This is a genomic window from Nocardioides sp. S5-5 (assembly GCF_054954065.1).
Genome location: NZ_CP199913.1, coordinates 3,857,802 through 3,874,456, shown reverse-complemented (window position 1 = coordinate 3,874,456; position 16,655 = coordinate 3,857,802). Strand labels below are relative to the sequence as shown.

Annotated in this window: 15 protein-coding genes; 11 read left to right on the top strand and 4 right to left on the bottom strand. The window is 72.8% G+C overall.

Annotation, left to right across the window (positions count from 1 at the left end):
• Positions 1 to 44: 44 nt before the first annotated feature.
• Positions 45 to 803 (bottom strand): maleylpyruvate isomerase family mycothiol-dependent enzyme, encoded by a 759-nt coding sequence (locus ACUP6Y_RS18665; RefSeq protein ID WP_462552349.1) that lies wholly within the window; start codon positions 801 to 803, stop codon positions 45 to 47.
• The gene (locus ACUP6Y_RS18660; protein ID WP_462552348.1) at positions 803 to 1,381 is read right to left on the bottom strand and encodes a TetR/AcrR family transcriptional regulator; all 579 of its coding nucleotides are present in this window, start codon (positions 1,379 to 1,381) and stop codon (positions 803 to 805) included. Before ACUP6Y_RS18660 ends, ACUP6Y_RS18665 begins: the two co-directional genes overlap by 1 nt.
• 94 nt (positions 1,382 to 1,475) lie before the next feature.
• Here ACUP6Y_RS18660 and ACUP6Y_RS18655 point away from each other — a divergent pair, with 94 nt between their 5' ends.
• The 8 genes from ACUP6Y_RS18655 to ACUP6Y_RS18620 all read left to right on the top strand — a co-directional run bounded on the left by ACUP6Y_RS18655 (position 1,476) and on the right by ACUP6Y_RS18620 (position 8,840).
• A complete protein-coding gene (locus tag ACUP6Y_RS18655; protein WP_462552347.1) occupies positions 1,476 to 2,879 on the top strand; it encodes a TolB-like translocation protein in 1,404 nt (467 codons plus the stop codon).
• Positions 2,876 to 4,735, top strand: coding sequence for a hypothetical protein (locus ACUP6Y_RS18650; protein WP_462552346.1), 1,860 nt, complete (start codon positions 2,876 to 2,878; stop codon positions 4,733 to 4,735). Before ACUP6Y_RS18655 ends, ACUP6Y_RS18650 begins: the two co-directional genes overlap by 4 nt.
• Before the next feature lie 70 nt (positions 4,736 to 4,805).
• The gene (locus ACUP6Y_RS18645) at positions 4,806 to 5,720 is read left to right on the top strand and encodes a helix-turn-helix domain-containing protein (protein ID WP_462552345.1); all 915 of its coding nucleotides are present in this window, start codon (positions 4,806 to 4,808) and stop codon (positions 5,718 to 5,720) included.
• A complete protein-coding gene (locus ACUP6Y_RS18640; protein WP_462552344.1) occupies positions 5,717 to 6,298 on the top strand; it encodes a dihydrofolate reductase family protein in 582 nt (193 codons plus the stop codon). The genes ACUP6Y_RS18645 and ACUP6Y_RS18640 overlap by 4 nt, the downstream gene beginning before the upstream one ends.
• A gap of 67 nt (positions 6,299 to 6,365) precedes the next feature.
• Entirely contained in the window at positions 6,366 to 6,656 is a 291-nt protein-coding gene (locus ACUP6Y_RS18635; RefSeq protein ID WP_462552343.1) for a PNPOx family protein, read from the top strand.
• A 31-nt stretch (positions 6,657 to 6,687) separates the two neighbouring features.
• Positions 6,688 to 7,119 (top strand): hypothetical protein, encoded by a 432-nt coding sequence (locus ACUP6Y_RS18630; protein ID WP_462552342.1) that lies wholly within the window; start codon positions 6,688 to 6,690, stop codon positions 7,117 to 7,119.
• Between the two features lie 39 nt (positions 7,120 to 7,158).
• The gene (gene dapF / locus ACUP6Y_RS18625; protein ID WP_462552341.1) at positions 7,159 to 8,013 is read left to right on the top strand and encodes a diaminopimelate epimerase; all 855 of its coding nucleotides are present in this window, start codon (positions 7,159 to 7,161) and stop codon (positions 8,011 to 8,013) included.
• Positions 8,014 to 8,063: 50 nt separating this feature from the next.
• Positions 8,064 to 8,840: an SDR family NAD(P)-dependent oxidoreductase gene (locus ACUP6Y_RS18620; protein WP_462552340.1), complete on the top strand. Its 777-nt coding sequence runs from the start codon at positions 8,064 to 8,066 to the stop codon at positions 8,838 to 8,840.
• 50 nt (positions 8,841 to 8,890) lie between these two features.
• Here ACUP6Y_RS18620 and ACUP6Y_RS18615 read toward each other — a convergent pair whose 3' ends face one another.
• Positions 8,891 to 9,430: a hypothetical protein gene (locus tag ACUP6Y_RS18615; protein ID WP_462552339.1), complete on the bottom strand. Its 540-nt coding sequence runs from the start codon at positions 9,428 to 9,430 to the stop codon at positions 8,891 to 8,893.
• 174 nt (positions 9,431 to 9,604) lie between these two features.
• On the opposite strand from ACUP6Y_RS18615, the gene ACUP6Y_RS18610 reads away from it, so the two are divergent.
• The 3 genes from ACUP6Y_RS18610 (at position 9,605) to ACUP6Y_RS18600 (ending at position 14,946) form a co-directional block, all read left to right on the top strand.
• Positions 9,605 to 11,242 (top strand): alkaline phosphatase D family protein, encoded by a 1,638-nt coding sequence (locus tag ACUP6Y_RS18610; RefSeq protein WP_462552338.1) that lies wholly within the window; start codon positions 9,605 to 9,607, stop codon positions 11,240 to 11,242.
• 44 nt (positions 11,243 to 11,286) lie between these two features.
• Positions 11,287 to 12,777 (top strand): GTPase HflX, encoded by a 1,491-nt coding sequence (gene hflX / locus ACUP6Y_RS18605; protein ID WP_462552337.1) that lies wholly within the window; start codon positions 11,287 to 11,289, stop codon positions 12,775 to 12,777.
• Between the two features lie 180 nt (positions 12,778 to 12,957).
• Positions 12,958 to 14,946, top strand: coding sequence for an ATP-dependent DNA helicase (locus ACUP6Y_RS18600; RefSeq protein WP_462556762.1), 1,989 nt, complete (start codon positions 12,958 to 12,960; stop codon positions 14,944 to 14,946).
• A 90-nt stretch (positions 14,947 to 15,036) separates the two neighbouring features.
• Here the strand turns inward: ACUP6Y_RS18600 and ACUP6Y_RS18595 are convergent, their stop codons facing one another.
• Complete coding sequence (locus tag ACUP6Y_RS18595; protein WP_462552336.1) at positions 15,037 to 16,602, bottom strand: MXAN_6640 family putative metalloprotease; 1,566 nt, start codon at positions 16,600 to 16,602, stop codon at positions 15,037 to 15,039.
• Positions 16,603 to 16,655 lie beyond the last annotated feature (53 nt).

Sequence of the window (16,655 nt, the reverse complement as noted above, 5' to 3'; positions counted from 1 at the left end):
GTGGCTCGGGCCGGAGGTGCTGATCGCGGGCCGAGCGGAACCGGTCAGAACAGGACGAGGTCGGGGGCGATGCCCGGGATCGCGACGCGGCCCGACAGCGCGCGGGCGAACTCGACGGCGTCGAGCTCGAGGGTGGGTGCGCAGGCGCCGCCCGGGGTGCTGCCGAGGGTGCTGCCGAGGGTGCTGCCGGCCGGCCCGGTCAACGTGATGCCAGAGGCGCCGGCCGCGCTCAGCCAGGCCGATGCCGCGTCGGCGGCGATGACGGCGTCGTGGTCGCGGGTCAGCTCGAGGGGGCGACCGGTGGCACGGCACACGTCGATGCGGTGCATCCAGGCGTCGCGGGTGTAGACGACGTCGTTGAGGAACCCGATCGACGCCCTGCCCACCGGCGGCGGAAAACCGAAGCGCCGCCGGCGTACCCATCGCGGAGTGCGCTGGCGGGCCCGGACGCTGCGCTCTGCGGAGTCGGCGAGCTGCTGGCGAAGCTCGGCGGGCGTCAGGCTCGACCGCTCGCGGACCTGGAGGTCGTTGACCGCGTCGATCTGCAGGCGCTCGGCCTTCTCCCGGGCGCCGATGCGCTGTTGGCGCAGCTGCTCACGCACGGACGCGGTGGCGGCGGCCGCGCCGGCGAGATGCGCGACGACCTCGCGCACGCGCCAGCCGGCGCATCCGGTCGGCGTCAGCCATTCGGCCTCGGACAGGTCGGCCAGGAGCCCGTCGAGGCGCCGGTACTCCTCGCGCGCCAGGTCCATCCAGTGGTGATGGGTCACGGGCTCGCCGGGTGCCCAGCGGTGGGTCGGCATCAGGGCGCCTCCTGGTCGAGATGGGCCGCGAACATGGCGACGGCGGCGCCGGAGAGACCGACCCAGCGATCACCGCCCGGTTGGTTGGCGAGCTGCTGCGACGCCAGGCCGGTGAGCAGCGCGGTCCACAGGTCGAGGTGGTCGTCGCGGGTGATCTCGATGCGCGCGAAGGCGGCTCGCATCGTGGCCAGGGCCTCCAGCGCGGGTGCGTACGACGCGGCCGACGGCTCGAAGCCCGGCAGGGTGCGCTGGAACAGCAGCTGGAAGCGCACCGGGTGGTCGACGCAGAAGTCCAGGAAGGCATCGGCGGCCGCGCGCAGCTGCTCGCGCCGGTCCGTCGTCTCGGGGACGGCGGCCATCGCATCGCGGAAGGCGAGGTTGCCCTCGGCGAACATGGCGTCGTAGATCGCGTGCTTGGAGGCGAAGTAGGTGTAGAGGCTCGGCGCCTGCACGCCGACCGCCGAGGCGATCTGCCGCATGGTGAATCCGGACAGACCGTGGTCGCGGGCCAGCGCCCAGCACGCCTGCAGGATCTCCTGTCTGGCGGCCGCCTGGCGGCCGGTTCGTCCCAATGTCATCGGCGTCACCCTACGACCGCTCCTTCCCGGGCTCGCTTGACAGGCAGCCTAACAAAGTTCAGGATTGCGAACAATGTTAGGCAAAGGAGGGCTCGTGAGGCAGTTGCACCTGACCAGGCGGATCCTGCGATCGCGTCGAGGCCCCGTCCTGCTGGTGACCGCGCTGGCACTGGCGGGGTCGGGCACGGCCGATGTCGAGGCAGTCCCGCTCACCCCGGGGCCGGCCGCGCGGACGTCGGTCGCGGACCGGTCCGGATCGCTGGTCTTCATCCGCGGCGGCAATGTGTGGATCGCGCGCCCCGACGGGACCGGTGCCCGTCCGTTGACGGCGGACGGCACCGCCGGCGCGCCGTACCGCACACCGACCCAGGACGACGCCGGCCACGTCTACGCCCTGCGCGGAAGCGGAGCCGGTGCCCAGGTCGTACGGCTGAGCCAGCAGGGCGACGTGCTCGCCCGGTTCAGCCTGCCGGTCGTCTCCGCCGGCCCCGGCTTCGCCAGCGTCTCGCCCGACGGCAGGGTGCTGGCCTACGAGACCCTGTACGCCGCCAACGACTGCTCCTCCACGCCGTGCCACACCTTCTTCCAGCACGATGTCGAGTACGCCGACGCGCTCACCGGGAAGAGTCTCGCGGGCAGTCATCACGTGCCGGACGGTGAGTTCGCCTCGTGGACCGGCTCCGGACGCGCGGTCATCCAGGCCACGGCGCTCAACCGCGTCCTGCTGCATCGGCCGTCGGAGCCGTCGGCGACGGAGTGGTTCGCCTCCTGTCTGTCCTACCAGGACGGCTGCCAGGACACCGACACGCTGAACTACTTCCCCGCGGTCGATCGCCAGGGCGTCCGGTTCGCGACCTCGCGCGTCGAGGACGGCCCGCGGGGCCGGTTCGCCTACCTCCTGGTGCTCTCGGCCACCGACGTCGGTACCGCGGCCCTGCCGCCGCCACCCGGAGCCGGCTGTGCCTATCCCGCCACGACCCCGCCGCCCTTCGACCCGGCGATGGCGCAGATGACGATCTCGGCGCCGAGCTTCTCGCCCGACGGCAGCAGCGTCGTCTTCGCCGAACGGCAGGCAGCGGTGTGGACCACGAAGATCGTGGTGCCGGCCATCGGCGACTGCGACCCGGTGACCGTGCTCACCGACGCCTCCCAGCCCCACTGGAGCAGCGCGCCGCTGAGCGCGGTGGCGCAGCCGTTGCGCTGGACCAAGGCCAAGCATCCCAAGCTCAAGGGAACGGCCGCGGTCGGCAAGCGGCTCAGGCCTGCGCTGGCGCGGAAGAGGCTGCGCAAGGGCTTCTCCCCGACGGCGACCGGGCTTCGCTACCAGTGGCTGCGCAACGGACGCCCCATCAAGCACGCGACCCGCGCGACGTACCGGATCCGCAGGGCGGATCGGAACAAGCGCCTCAAGGTCCGGATCACCGGCGTCCGCGACGGCGCCGCCCCGGCCACTGTGACCACCCGCGCGAGGCGGGTCAACCGAGAGGAACGGCGATGAGGAACACACTTCGGGCGAGTGGCGCAGCGGTGGTGCTGGCAGTGCTCGCGGCGCTGGGCGTGGTGCTGCCGGCCCCGGCCGGGTGGGCGGCGACCACGTACACGTGGACCGGCTCGGTGAGCGACCAGTGGGGCGTGGCGCAGAACTGGTCTCCCCAGCAGGTGCCCGGTCCCGACGACACGGTGCGGATCAGCAGCAGCATCGGCACCACCAGCGTCCAGGTGACCAGTGACGTGGTGGTCCGCGAGCTGAGCATCGAGGAGACCGCGTACAACCTCTACGTCAAGGGCGCCGGGCGGCTGACGGCGACCGGCTCCTTCACCTGGACCGGGGGCGACCTCGCGGTCCCGGTCACCGTGGCGGGCTCGGGGCGGGTCGGCGCGGGGGAGCTGAAGGCACTGGTGACCGGATCCACGCCGTCCCTGCACGGCAGCATCACCGTCACCGGCACCCTGCTGCTCGACGACATCGGGGAGGACCCCGACCGCGGACTCGACCTCTACCCGGACTACGCCGGCGACAACGACGGCATCCGGGTCGCCTCCGCCGGCACCCTGCAGGCCCGTGGCACCAATCTGGTCAGCGGCACCGGCTGCTGCAACGACCCGGCCAAGGTGGTGATCGACGGCACCGTCGACCTCAGCGGCGGTGCCACCACCCTCAAGGCGGTCGAGCTGACTCTGCGGGGTGCCACCCACGTCGCCGCCGGGGCCACCCTCGTCTCGACGATCGGCCCGACCCGACTGGGCGCCGGCGCACGCTACACCGGCGGTGGGACCGTCGACCTCACCGAGACCGCGGCGATCGACGCTCATCCGGACACCGCGGCCGTGCCGGGAGGCGTGCTGATGGAGGGCGTCGGCCGGCTGGCGGACGGCACGCGGCTGCACTTCGGGACCGGGGCCCTGCTCACCGGCGTCGGCGGCTTCTCGGGAGCGGGCACCGTCGAGCTCTCCGCCCCGGCGAACCCGGGGAACGACGCCGCGCACGTCTACGGCGACCTCACCATCGGGACGGAGACCACGCTGATCCTGGCCGGTGCCGCGCCGTCACGGCTGGAGGTCCGGGATCCGGGGCTCGCCGGCTATCACGGCGTCCTGCGGATCACGGGCTCCGCCGAACTGGCGGCCGGGACCACCTTCGTCGCGCAGGCGGGCACCACCACGACGGTGAGCGGGACGTTGCGCCTGGCGCCCGGATCCACCTGGGGGCAGGGGGACTGCTGTCTTCAGCCCGCCACGCTGACCAGCTCGGGCACGCTGCAGGTCGGACCGGGCGCGGGTGCCGATCCGAGGATCACCTGGACGGACCTGCGCAGTCACGGGGTGCTCGCCGTGGCCGCCGGCAAGAGGCTGGTGACCGAGGGCCATCCGGTCCGGATCGGCGGCGTGCTGCGCACCGCCGACCAGCCGGCGTCCGGTCAGCGGCGCACGGTGCTCACCGGCAAGCAGATCATCGGCACCTTCGACTGCGTCCAGCCCGCCGGGCAGGTGCCGATCTACTCCGGTACGACGGTCGACACCACCGGCGTCCTGGGCACGGTCACGACCTGCGCCGGCACCGCGGCCGGGCGGAGGCTGAAGGCGGCGAAGGTCGGCAGGCACAAGACGCTGAAGGTCAAGGCCACGGCGGGCGTCGCGAAGAAGGTCAAGCGCGTGCTGATCGCCGTCACGGTGACCCGCCCGGCCAAGGCCACCAGGATCAAGGTGGCCGGTGCCCCGGCATTCCGGGTCGCCAAGGGCCGCACCACGACACGCTACGTCGTCGCCAAGCGGAGTAAGCACAGGTTCGTCACCGTGCGCAACGCCGGCAAGCGGCCGGTGAAGGTCACGGTGGTGCTGCTCGGCGCCGCCTGAGCAGGACCTGGTCAAGACCCGAGCAAGAACGGTCAAGCGCGCCCGGGCGGGCGCCGAGCACACTGGACCCATGACCGGCCGTGACCGCCTCCGCGAGCTCCTCGACGCGGTCCTCGACGAGGACAACCGCACCCTGGGTGACATGGCGGGCGGGGCGTTCGCGTCGCCGTACCACTTCAGCCGGGTGCTCTCCCGCGACGCGGGGGAGGCGCCGGTGGCGATGCGGCGCCGGGTGATGCTCGAGCGCGCCGCCTGGCGGCTCCGGCAGGGCGGCAACGTCACGGAGGCTGCGTGGGAGGCGGGCTACGAGTCCCTGGAGGGGTTCAGTCGTGCGTTCGCCCGGGCCTACGGGCATCCGCCGAGCGAGGCCGGTGATGGTGTGGGCAGCGTCTGGCTGCCCGCCGCCAACGGCATCCACTTCCACCCGCCCACGAGCCTGTGGGTCCATGCAGGGGAGCAGACGATGAGTCCGGTCACCGACCAGCTGGTCCGCCACGACCTCGACGACACCCGCGAGCTGATCGAGCACGCCAAGGGGCTGACCGACGCCGCCTGGCGCGAGGTCCGCGGCCCCGGCCACCAGGTGGCGTCCTGGGAGGGACCCGAGGAGTCGCTCGCGGCCGTGCTGGAGCGGACCGTCTTCGCCAAGGAGGTCTGGCTGGCGGCGGTCGAGGGCACCGACTTCCCGGAGGTCGATCGGTCGCCGAGCCCGGCCCGGCTGCTGGAGCGGCACGACGCCGTGGCCGCCCGGTGGCTGGCCGCGGTCCGCGATGTCGACCGGCGCGGGGCCTGGGACGACCGGATCGTCGACGCGCTCTGCGAGCCGCCGGAGTCCTTCGTGCTGAGCAGCATCGTGGCGCACGTGCTGACCTTCTCGGCGTACCGCCGCCAGCTCACCCGGGTCTGGCTGCGCGCCGCCGGGGTCGACGCCGACGACGGCGACCCGATCAACTGGCTGCGCCGCGAGCTCGGGGAGGACCGGTGAGCACCGTCTACTACACCGCCACCACTCTCGACGGCTTCCTCGCCGACCCCGACGACTCGCTCGCCTGGCTGCTGCGCCAGGACCTCGACGAGTCAGGACCCCAGAACTACGGGGACTTCATCGCCACCATCGGTGCGCTGGTCATGGGCTCGACCACCTACGAGTGGGTCCACACCCACCTCGCCGAGTCCGGCGAGCCCTGGTCGTACACCCAGCCCACCTGGGTGCTGACCACCCGCGACCTGCCCGTCCCCGAGGGCGCGGACGTCCGCTTCGCCTCGGGCGAGGTCACCGTCCTCCACGACGACCTGCGGGCCGCCGCGGGGGAGCGGGACGTGTGGCTGGTCGGCGGCGGCGACCTCGCGGGCCAGTTCGCCGACGCCGGGCTGCTCGACAGCGTGATCGTGTCGATCGCGCCGGTCGTACTCGGCGCCGGCCGGCCGCTGCTGCCGCGCCGCCTCGACCTTCGGCTGGAGGAGACCGCCCGCAACGGGGCGTTCGTCACCGCGCGCTACACCCTCGACGGCCCGCTTCGCGAGGACCGGCCCACCGTGGACCGGCCCACCGTGGACGGGTGAGCTGGACCGAGATCACCGACGCCGCCGCCCTCACCGCCCTGCTCGGCGTGCCCACCGCGGCGACACGTTGCGGATCAACGGCCGCGCCCGGCTGATCAGCGAGGCGCCGTTCTTCGACGCGATGGTCGTCAAGGACCACCGCCCGCTGCAGGCCGTCGTGGTCGACGTCGAGACCGTCTTCCTCCACTGCGCCAAGGCCTTCTTGCGGTCCCGACTGTGGCAGCCCGAGACCTGGGATCCGGAGGCGCGGGTGCCGCGCCGGGCGGTGCTCGCCCAGCGACTGGAGCGCCCGGGCGATAGTCTCGAGACGCTCGACGCCCACTACGGCCCGGGCTACGCGGAGCGGCTCTACGGCTGAGCGCCACATCATCGAACTCTCGGAGGTTTCCATGCGTCGTACGACGATCGCCGGTCTGGTCGCCGCTCTGCTCCTGGTGGTGGTGCCCGCCGCCGTCGAGCCCGCGGGCGCCGCCGCGAGCGCGCAGCGGGGCTGGACCACGGTGCACAAGCGGGCCGGCGCGAAGATCCAGATCTGCCAGCACCCCATCGGCGCCAACTGGGGTCTGGAGCTGCGTCTGGACGCCCGCAAGGCCAAGCACTGGGTGCGCGGCCGCGTCCGCATCCAGTTCCAGACGCAGGGCATGTGGAGCACCTTCCCCGGCAAGTCCTCCCCGTGGCGGCGAGGCGGGGTGGTCCGCCTCAGCAACTTCATGTCCGGCAGCAAGACCCCGGTGCTGGTCCAGGTCCGGATCCGGAAGCGCTCCGACAAGCCCGCCTTCACCGGCTGGATCGACGTGAGCGGCGTCAAGCGCTGCCGCTGACCTCGAGGAACCCACCCGCGGCCCACTACCCTTGACGGCGTGTACCCCTTCCTCAAGGGCCACGGCACCGAGAACGACTTCGTTCTGCTGCCCGACCCCGACGGCACCGTCCACGGCGAGCTGAGCGCCGCGCGCGTCCGCGCGCTGTGCGACCGCCGCGCCGGCATCGGCGGTGACGGGGTCCTCCGGGTCATCCGGACCGAGGCGATCGGCGCGGCCGGCGCCGGACAGGCGGTGCGCGACGGCGGGGCGGAGTGGTTCATGGACTACCGCAACGCCGACGGCTCGATCTCGGAGATGTGCGGCAACGGTGTGCGCGTCTTCGGCCGCCACCTCGCGCTGGCGGGCCTCGCCGATCCGGCGCGGCCGGTCCCGGTCGCGACCCGAGCCGGGGTCAAGGTGCTGACCTTCGCCGGTGGTGCCGCCGACGGCGAGATCACCGTCGACATGGGCATCGCGAAGGTCCTCGAGGAGACGACGGTCGCGGTCGGAGAGCGCGAGTGGCCGGCTCTCCACGTCGACATGGGCAACCCCCACGCCGTCGCGTTCCTGGGTGACGGAGCCGACCTCGCCGACGTGGGCCCGTTGACGGAGCCGCCCCGCCACGACCCGGCGGTCTACCCGGCGGGCGTCAACGTCGAGTTCGTCGTACGCCGCGCGACGGGCCACGTCGCGATGCGGGTCCACGAGCGCGGCTCCGGCGAGACCCGGTCCTGCGGCACCGGCGCCTGCGCGGTCATGGTCGCCACGTCGCTGGCCGACGGCGCTGCCCGCGACGAGCCGTACCGGGTCGACCTGCCGGGCGGCACCCTGCGGATCACCTGGACCGCCGACGACCGGATCCTGATGACCGGCCCCGCGGTCGTGGTCGCCGAGGGCGTCACTGATCTGTGACGGTGACACCGACGGTGTCACGGTCGAGCCCTGGTCCTATGCTCGCGACCATGGAACTCACCGGATCCTCCGCCATCGTCACCGGCGGCGCCTCGGGCATCGGCGCGGCCGCCGCCCGCGCGCTCGCCGCCCAGGGCGCCACCGTCGTCGTCGCCGACCTCCAGGCCGACAAGGGCGAGGCCCTCGCCGCCGAGATCAACGGCGTCTTCGCCCAGGTCGACGTCACCGACACCGAGCAGATCGCCGGCGCGGTCAAGGCCGCCGCCGAGATCGCGCCGCTGCGGGCCGTCGTCAACTCGGCCGGCATCGGCTGGGCGCAGCGCACCATCGGCCGCGACGGCCAGCTCGAGTCGGCCCACTCGCTCGAGGCCTTCACCAAGGTCGTCGCGATCAACCTGATCGGCACCTTCGACATGGTCCGCCAGGCCGCGACCGTGATGAGCCAGAACGAGCCCGACGAGGACGGCTGCCGCGGCGCGATCGTCAACCTCGCCAGCGTGGCGGCCTTCGACGGCCAGATCGGCCAGGCGTCGTACTCCGCCTCGAAGGGCGGCGTCGTCGGCATGACCCTCCCGGTCGCCCGCGACCTCGCGGCCTCCGGCATCCGCCTCAACACCGTCGCGCCCGGCCTGATCGACACCCCGATCTACGGCGAGGGCGAGGCGGCGGAGGCGTTCAAGGCCAACCTCGGGCAGAACGTGCTCTTCCCGAAGCGCCTCGGCACGGGCGCCGAGCTGGCCAGCATGGTCATCGAGTGCCTGACCAACTCGTACATGAACGGCGAGGTGGTCCGCGTCGACGGTGGCATCAGGATGCCCCCGAAGTAGTCCGCGGCGGTGGGGCGCGGGGGCTCAGCCTGACATCGGTGAATCCGAGCTCAGCCCTTGCACCACATCGCGCTGTAGGCGCCCGGCGTCGTACGCCGCTCGGTGACCCGGCCGTCCACTTCGATCGTGCAGGTCACCGGCTGGTCGACTCGCCCCTGCTGGGCGAACACCACCGCGTAGGCCGGGTTGCCGTAGACCGTGGTGGTCAGCGACCAGGTGCCGCCGTCGACCACCGTGGTGCCCTCGTGGCTCTCGACGCTGGTCGGGATGATCCAGGCCACCGTTCCGAGCTGGCCGGTCGTGGACATCCGCACGGTCAGCGTGTGCTTCGGGGCCTGCCCGGACCGGCCGTCGCCCGCCAGCCCCGGCGCCGTGCCCAACCCGCCCGTGTGCCCGCCGAACATCCCGGTCCCGTCGCCGGCGGACACGGTCGCAGCCGGGCTCGGCTCCTCCGGAGAAGGCACCTGGGTCGGCACGGTCCGGTCGTCGTGGGCCCGTGAGCCGGGGGCGATGGCGCTCTTCGGCGACTCGGGGCGCAGGAACAGGAAGCTGGCGACGACGAGGATGACGGAGGCGATGGCGATCAGCACGAACGCCCTGCTCTCGCCTCCCGGCCGTACGGCATGCACACCACCGCAACGACCGAGCCCGGCGGATCGCTATGGCCGCGGGCGTGTTCGGTCCCACGGTGTCCCTGCGGTGTTCACCGACGCGCAGTGTCCTGCTCAAGACCCCGTCGTCGCGAGGCGGTTGCCTGACCCGACGTGACGCTGCTCGGCGACGACCAGACCCGTCTCACCGACCGCCTGGGCGACCTCCGCGTCGGCCGCCGTACGACGATCGTGGCCGGCCTGTCCGGTGCCTCGATCCCCGCCCTCGGCATGCTCGGCCGCTCACCGGCCTTCGTCGAGCGCCGGCGCGACCTGACCTCCGGCGTCCGCAGCGGCGAGGTCACCACCGGCTCCGCGGTGATCTGGTCGCGCGGAATCCGGCCCAGTCGGCTGATGGTCCGCCTCCACAGCAACGGCCGGCACCGCCGGCTGGTCCGCGGGCCCTGGACCGGTGAGCGCACCGACTTCACCGCGCGGGTCCACCTCACCGACCTCGCGCCCGGGCGGACGTACGACGCCGAGGTGTGGTTCGAGAGCCCCGACGGCGAGCGCAGCGCACCGCAGCGCCTCGGCTTCGCCACCGCGCCGGTCCACGCCGCGGCGCAGTCGATCGTGTGGTCAGGCGACACCTGCGGCCAGGGCTGGGGGATCGACCGCGCGCGCGGCGGGCTCACGACGTACCGCACGATGCTGGGGCTGCGCCCGGACCTGTTCGTCCACGTCGGCGACACGATCTACGCCGACGAGCCGATGGACGAGACGGTGCTGCTGTCCGACGGCACCACCTGGCGCAACGAGCTCACCGAGGACGTCATGGTCGTCTCCGAGACGCTCGAGCAGCTGCGCGGACGGCACCGGTACCCGCTGCGCGACGACAACGTCCGGGCCTTCCACGCCGCCGTCCCCACCGTCTCGATGTGGGACGACCACGAGACCTGCAACAACTGGTGGCCCGGCGAGGTCATCGACGACGAGCGGTACGGCGAGCGCCGAGCCGACGTGCTCGCGATCCGCGGGCGGCGCGCCTGGCAGGAGTACCAGCCGGTCCCGGTCAGGCGCCTGGTCGCGCCCGGCGGCGACGGGTTCGTCGCACAGCGGCTCTACCGCAGGGTCCCGCGCGGCCAGCACCTCGACCTGTTCTGCCTCGACATGCGCAGCTGGCGCGGACCCAACCCCGACACCGATCCCGCCGTCGTCGCCGCCCGCACCCCGGCCGGGCTCCTCGGCTCGGACCAGGAGGAGTGGCTGATCCGCAGCCTGCGCTCCTCGCGCGCCACCTGGAAGGCGATCTGCGCCGACATGCCCCTGTCGGCGCCCACCAACCGGGTCACCGACCTCGACGGCTACGCCAACAAGGACGGCGGCCGCCCGCTCGGTCGCGAGCCCGAGCTGGCCCGGATCCTCTCGGCGATCAAGCGGCACCGGATCCGCAACGTCATCTGGCTCACCGGCGACGTCCACTACACCGCCGCCTACCGCTACACACCCGACCGGGCGGCCTTCACCGACTTCGACCCGTTCTGGGAGTTCATCTCCGGCCCGGTCGCCTCCTCGCCGTTCTGGCTCAAGGACGACGAGCTCGACCGGACCTTCGGCCCCGAGGTCGTCTTCTCGCAGGGCGAGGCCGAGGTCGGCAGGCTCGACGTCGCGCCCCAGCCCACCAACCAGTACTTCGGCCAGCTCGACCTGGCGGCCTCCGGCGTCCTCACCGTGCGGCTGTACGACGGGGCGGGCAGCGTGCTGTGGGAGCGGGCGCTCGAGCCGGAGCCGCTCACCCGCGGTCCACGGTAATCGGGAAGCATCTCGGCGCGTCCGTCGTTACCCTGGATACGCCTATGACGAACCGTGCTGAAGACTTCACCCTCGCCGCCGCCCTGCGAGCCACCGAGGGCTGGGACGACCCCGACGCCGAATTCGACGACGTCGAGTCCGGGTACGCCGACGAGCCCGACCCCGACCTGACCACCGGTGACCTCGACCTGGTCGAGCGCCACGAGCTGCGCCGGGTCGCGGGTCTGCGCACCGAGCTCGAGGACATCACCGAGGTCGAGTACCGCCAGCTCCGCCTGGAGCGCGTGGTCCTGGTCGGCGTGTGGACCGGCGGGGCGATCTCGGAGATCGAGAACGCGATGGCCGAGCTCGCGCTGCTCGCCGAGACCGCGGGCTCGGAGGTGCTCGACGCGATCTACCAGCGCCGCTCCTCACCCGACCCGGCGACGTACATCGGGCGCGGCAAGGTCGACGCCCTGCGCGAGATCGTGCAGGCCACGGGCGCCGACACCGTGATCTGCGACGGCGAGCTCGCGCCGTCCCAGCTGCGCAACCTGGAGGACCGGGTCAAGGTCAAGGTCGTCGACCGGACCGCGCTGATCCTCGACATCTTCGCCCAGCACGCGAAGTCCAAGGAGGGCCAGGCCCAGGTCGAGCTGGCCCAGCTGAGCTACATGAAGCAGCGCCTGCGCGGTTGGGGTGGCAACCTCTCCCGCCAGGCCGGTGGCCGCGTGGGTGCCGACGGCGGCGGCATCGGTGGTCGTGGCCCCGGTGAGACCAAGATCGAGACCGACCGGCGCCGGATCAACGACAAGATCGCCAAGCTGCGTCGTGACCTCAAGGTCATGAAGGGCACCCGCGACACCAAGCGCCAGGAGCGCCGGCGCAACGAGATCCCGTCGGTCGCGATCGCCGGCTACACCAACGCCGGCAAGTCGTCGCTGCTCAACCGGCTCACCGGCGCCGGGGTGCTCGTCGAGGACGCGCTGTTCGCGACCCTCGACCCGACCACCCGGCGCACCTCGACCGCCGACGGGCGCGTCTACACGATGAGCGACACGGTCGGCTTCGTCCGCCACCTCCCGCACCAGCTGGTCGAGGCGTTCCGCTCGACCCTGGAGGAGGTCGCCGACGCCGACTTGATCGTCCACGTCGTCGACGGCGCGCACCCCGACCCGGAGGGCCAGCTGGCCGCGGTGCGCGAGGTGCTCGCCGAGATCGGCGCGACCGGTGTCCCCGAGCTGGTCGTGGTCAACAAGGTCGACGCCGCCGACCCGGTCGTCGTCGACCGGGTGCTGCGCCGCGAGCCCCACTCGGTGGCGGTCTCCGCGCGCACCGGCGAGGGGATCGCCGCCGCGATCGCCGCCGTCGAGGCCGAGCTGCCGCGTCCGCGCGTCGAGTTCACCGCGCTGGTGCCCTACGCCCGCGGCGACCTCATCGACCGGATCCACAAGGACGGTGAGATCGGCACCCTCGAGCACACCGCCGACGGCACCCGGGTCACCGGCCGGGCCACCGAGGCGCTCGCGGGCGACCTGGCTGCCTACGCGGTCTGAGCCCGGCCCCGGATCGTCCGGTGCGACGGATGATCCCGGCGTGACTGACCGGATCGGGCGCGCGAGCTCCTGCGCATGAGCTGTGGAGGGGCGCGCCGGAAGGTCGGAGCCACCCTCTAGGGTTTCCCGGTGACCACCACCGCTGCCGACCGCACCTCCCCGGTCCGCGACCTGCTCGCGATGGCGGTGGCGGCGCTGGGCGGCCAGCAGCGCGACGGCCAGGTCGCGATGGCCGAGGCCGTCGCGGACGCGTTCGCCGACAAGGAGCACCTCCTCGTCCAGGCCGGCACCGGCACCGGCAAGTCCCTCGGCTACCTCGTCCCCGCGCTGCTCCACGACCAGCGGGTGGTCATCGCCACCGCCACCCTCGCGCTGCAGCACCAGCTCGTCGAGCGCGACCTGCCTCGGCTGGTGAAGGCGGTCGGCACGGTGCCGGGCGTCGACGCGTCGTACGCCGTGCTCAAGGGACGTTCCAACTACGCCTGCCTCCACCGGGTCCGCGAGGGCGCCCCCGATGACCAGGGCGAGCTGATCCAGGCCGAGGACGCGATGGGCGCGATGGGGCGCAAGGTCCTTGCACTGCGCTCGTGGGCCGAGAAGGCCGCCGAGGGCCGCAAGACGGGGGAGCGCGACGACGCCCCGCGCCACACCGACAAGGAGTGGCGCCAGATCAGCGTCACCGCCCGCGAGTGCGTGGGCGCGAGCAAGTGCCCGTTCGGCGAGGAGTGCTTCGCCGAGCGTGCGAAGGAGAAGGCGCAGAAGTCCCACCTCATCGTCACCAATCACTCGCTGCTCGCCATCGACGCGATCGAGGGGATCCCGATGATCCCGGAGTACGACGCCGTGGTGATCGACGAGGCCCACGAGCTCGCCGCGCGGGTCACCCAGGCCGCCACCGACGAGCTGTGGGCCGCCGAGGTCGAGCGGGCCGCCCGGCGCAGCATCCGCCACGTCGAGGGGGAGGAGGCCGAGGACCTCGCCGACGCCGCCGACGCGCTGCGGACCGCGGTCAGCGACGCTCCGGCGGGCCGGTTCGAGCAGGTCCCCGAGGCGCTCGCCGACGCGCTCGTGCTGGTCCGCGATGCCGCGCGCGCCTGCGTGGGAGCCTTCCCGAGGGCGGAGTCCGGCAGCGAGCCCGACGCCGCGATGACCCAGGCCAAGGGCATGGTCCAGGAGGTCTTCGCCACCGCCGAGCGGATGGCCGCCAACTCCGAGGCCGACGTGCTGTGGCGCACCGAGGGCACCGACCGGATCCCGCCGCTGCTGTGCATCGCGCCGCTCCAGGTCTGGGCCCAGATGCGCGACAAGCTGCTCTCCGACAACACCGTGGTGCTCACCTCGGCCACGCTCATGCTCGGCGGCGACTTCGGCACCGTCGCCGGCTCGGTCGGTCTCAAGCCCTCGGAGCGAGTCGAGCACCCGGTGGTCGAGGAGGTCGCGCAGCGACCGTCACGAGACCCGCGAGCGGAGTGGCCCGACGACGCCCAGCCGTGGCGCGGGCTCGACGTCGGCAGCCCGTTCGACTACGCCAAGCAGGGCATCCTCTACGTCGCCCGCCACCTGCCGCCGCCCGGCCGGGACGGCCTCGGCCCGGCCCAGCTCGACGAGATCACCGAGCTGGTCGACCAGGCTGACGGCCGCACCCTCGGGCTGTTCTCCAGCCGACGGGCCGCGGAGGCCGCCGCGGAGCACGTCCGCAAGGCACTGCCCCACCTCACCACCCTCGCCCAGGGCGAGGCACAGCTGCCCGAGCTGGCCCGCCAGTTCGTCGAGGACCCCCACACCTGCCTGTTCGGCACGCTCGGCCTGTGGCAGGGCCTCGACGTCCCCGGCGACACCTGCCAGCTGGTGGTCATCGACCGGATCCCGTTCCCGCGCCCCGACGACCCGCTGATGAGCGCGCGCCAGAAGGCCGCCGACCAGGCCGGCGGCAACGGGTTCATGCAGGTCGCCGCCACCCATGCCGCGCTGCTGCTCGCGCAGGGTGCCGGGCGCCTGATCCGCACCACCAGCGACCGCGGCGTGGTCGCCGTACTCGATCCCCGGCTCGCGACCGCGCGTTACGGCTCCTTCCTCAAGGCCAGCCTGCCGCCGATGTGGACGACCTACGACCCGTCGGTCGTGCGCCAGGCCCTGGGCCGCCTCAGTCGCCGACCCGGCGCGAACTGAACTCGCAACGACGCCGACCCGGCGCAAGTCGAACCTTCGGGTGTTCGTCTGCGCCGGGTCGGCGGGCGGGAATGATCAGTTTGCGCCGGGTCAGCGCACCACCCGCGCGCTGACCGATGCCTTCGCGTCCTTCTTGCCGGCGTTGGCGAAGGTGATCTCGACCCACTTCACCGACGTGCCGAACTTGTAGCGCTTGGTCTTGTCGCCCTTGCGGTTGACCTTGACCAGCTTGGTGGCCGGCGCCTGGCCCTTCTTCTTGATGGTGACCAGGACGTACCCGCCCTTCTTGCGTGCCGGGCCGTTGACGTGGACCCGCAGGTGGGCCTTGCCGCGGACCTTCGACTTGAACCGGATGGTCCGCGACGCGAGGTGCCGCAGCTCGACCGAGCCGGAGGCCGAGCGGCGCGAGGACGACAGCTTCGAGCCGCGCCATAGCTTGGCCCGCGGGTAGAAGGCGCCCTCGGAGTAGTTCTGCGCCGGTCGGCGATTGGCCGCGGTGAACCACCCGAACTGGGTGCGCAGGTCGGTGCCGCGGGCCGCGAGCGCGGCGTTGATCGCCTGCCGCGCGGTGGCCGGGCCGGCCGCCAGGTCCCAGATGTCGCGCACGATGACCGGCATGCCGCCGGCTGCGGCGGGGAAGCGCTCGCTGAGGTACTTGAAGAAGATCCACGCGCCGTACGGCGCCAGGCCCTGGCGGTGGTCCATCGGCTGCGCCGGCTGACCGAGCGGACCGCCCTTGAGGTACTGGCGGTTGTCGTTGACGTCGTCGTAGATCTCGTCCTCGGCCCAGGTGGCGGTCGCCTCGAGCAGCCAGCCCTCCTCGAGCACGTCGTAGGCGAACTGCACCGCGTGGAAGTACTCGTGGGCGGCCGTCACCTGCAGGTTGCCCAGCGGACCCGGGACCGGGCCGAACTCGGCGTAGTTGTTGTCGAGCACGCAGTACGCCGCCGCGCCGGTGTGGGCCGAGACCCGGCTGTCGGTGGTGCAGTAGCCGTACAGGCCGCGGGCGCCGAGGTCGGCGAGGTAGACGTCGAAGATGCCGTCGCCGTCGTTGAGGGGGGTGCGGTAGCCCGCGTCGATGTAGCGCTGGCGGACGTGGGTCATGACGCCGAGCACGTCGTTGGCCCATGCCAGCGAGGCGGCGTCAGCGGTGGTGGCGACCCGGTGGACGCAGATGGCGGAGTTGCACGCCGCCGATGCCTCGCTCGTCGTGTAGCAGGGCAGCCCGGACCCCGGCTTGCACTCGATGCCGTCCGACGGGTAGCCCGGGGGCGGGCGGTGGCCGGCGCCGGGACGCGCGAGCAGCCGGGCGGCGTCGTCCTGCAGGCTCGTCGGCAGGTCGTCGCGGGTGATCGCGAGGTCGCGCAGCGCCATCGTGAGATCGGCGCCCGCGTCCGGCGTGCCGGTCGGCGCCGTCTCCACGATGTCCTGCACGGTCGCGAGCGCCTGCTCGGCCGTCTCCTGGGCGACGGTGTCGTCGATGTCGACCGCGACGTCGGCGCCTGCCGGGTCGACCGGGTCGACCGGGGCGGCCGGATCGGTGCCGTCGGCCCGCGCGGGGGGGCCGACGAGGGACACCGTCATCAGGACGGCGACCAGTGCGCTGAGGAACGGAAGGGGCAGCCCGAGGAAGGGGAAGTGGCTGCGACGAGGCATCAGGACCGGCCTAAGGTAGGGCGACAGGACGGTCCGACCCTATGTCACCGGCC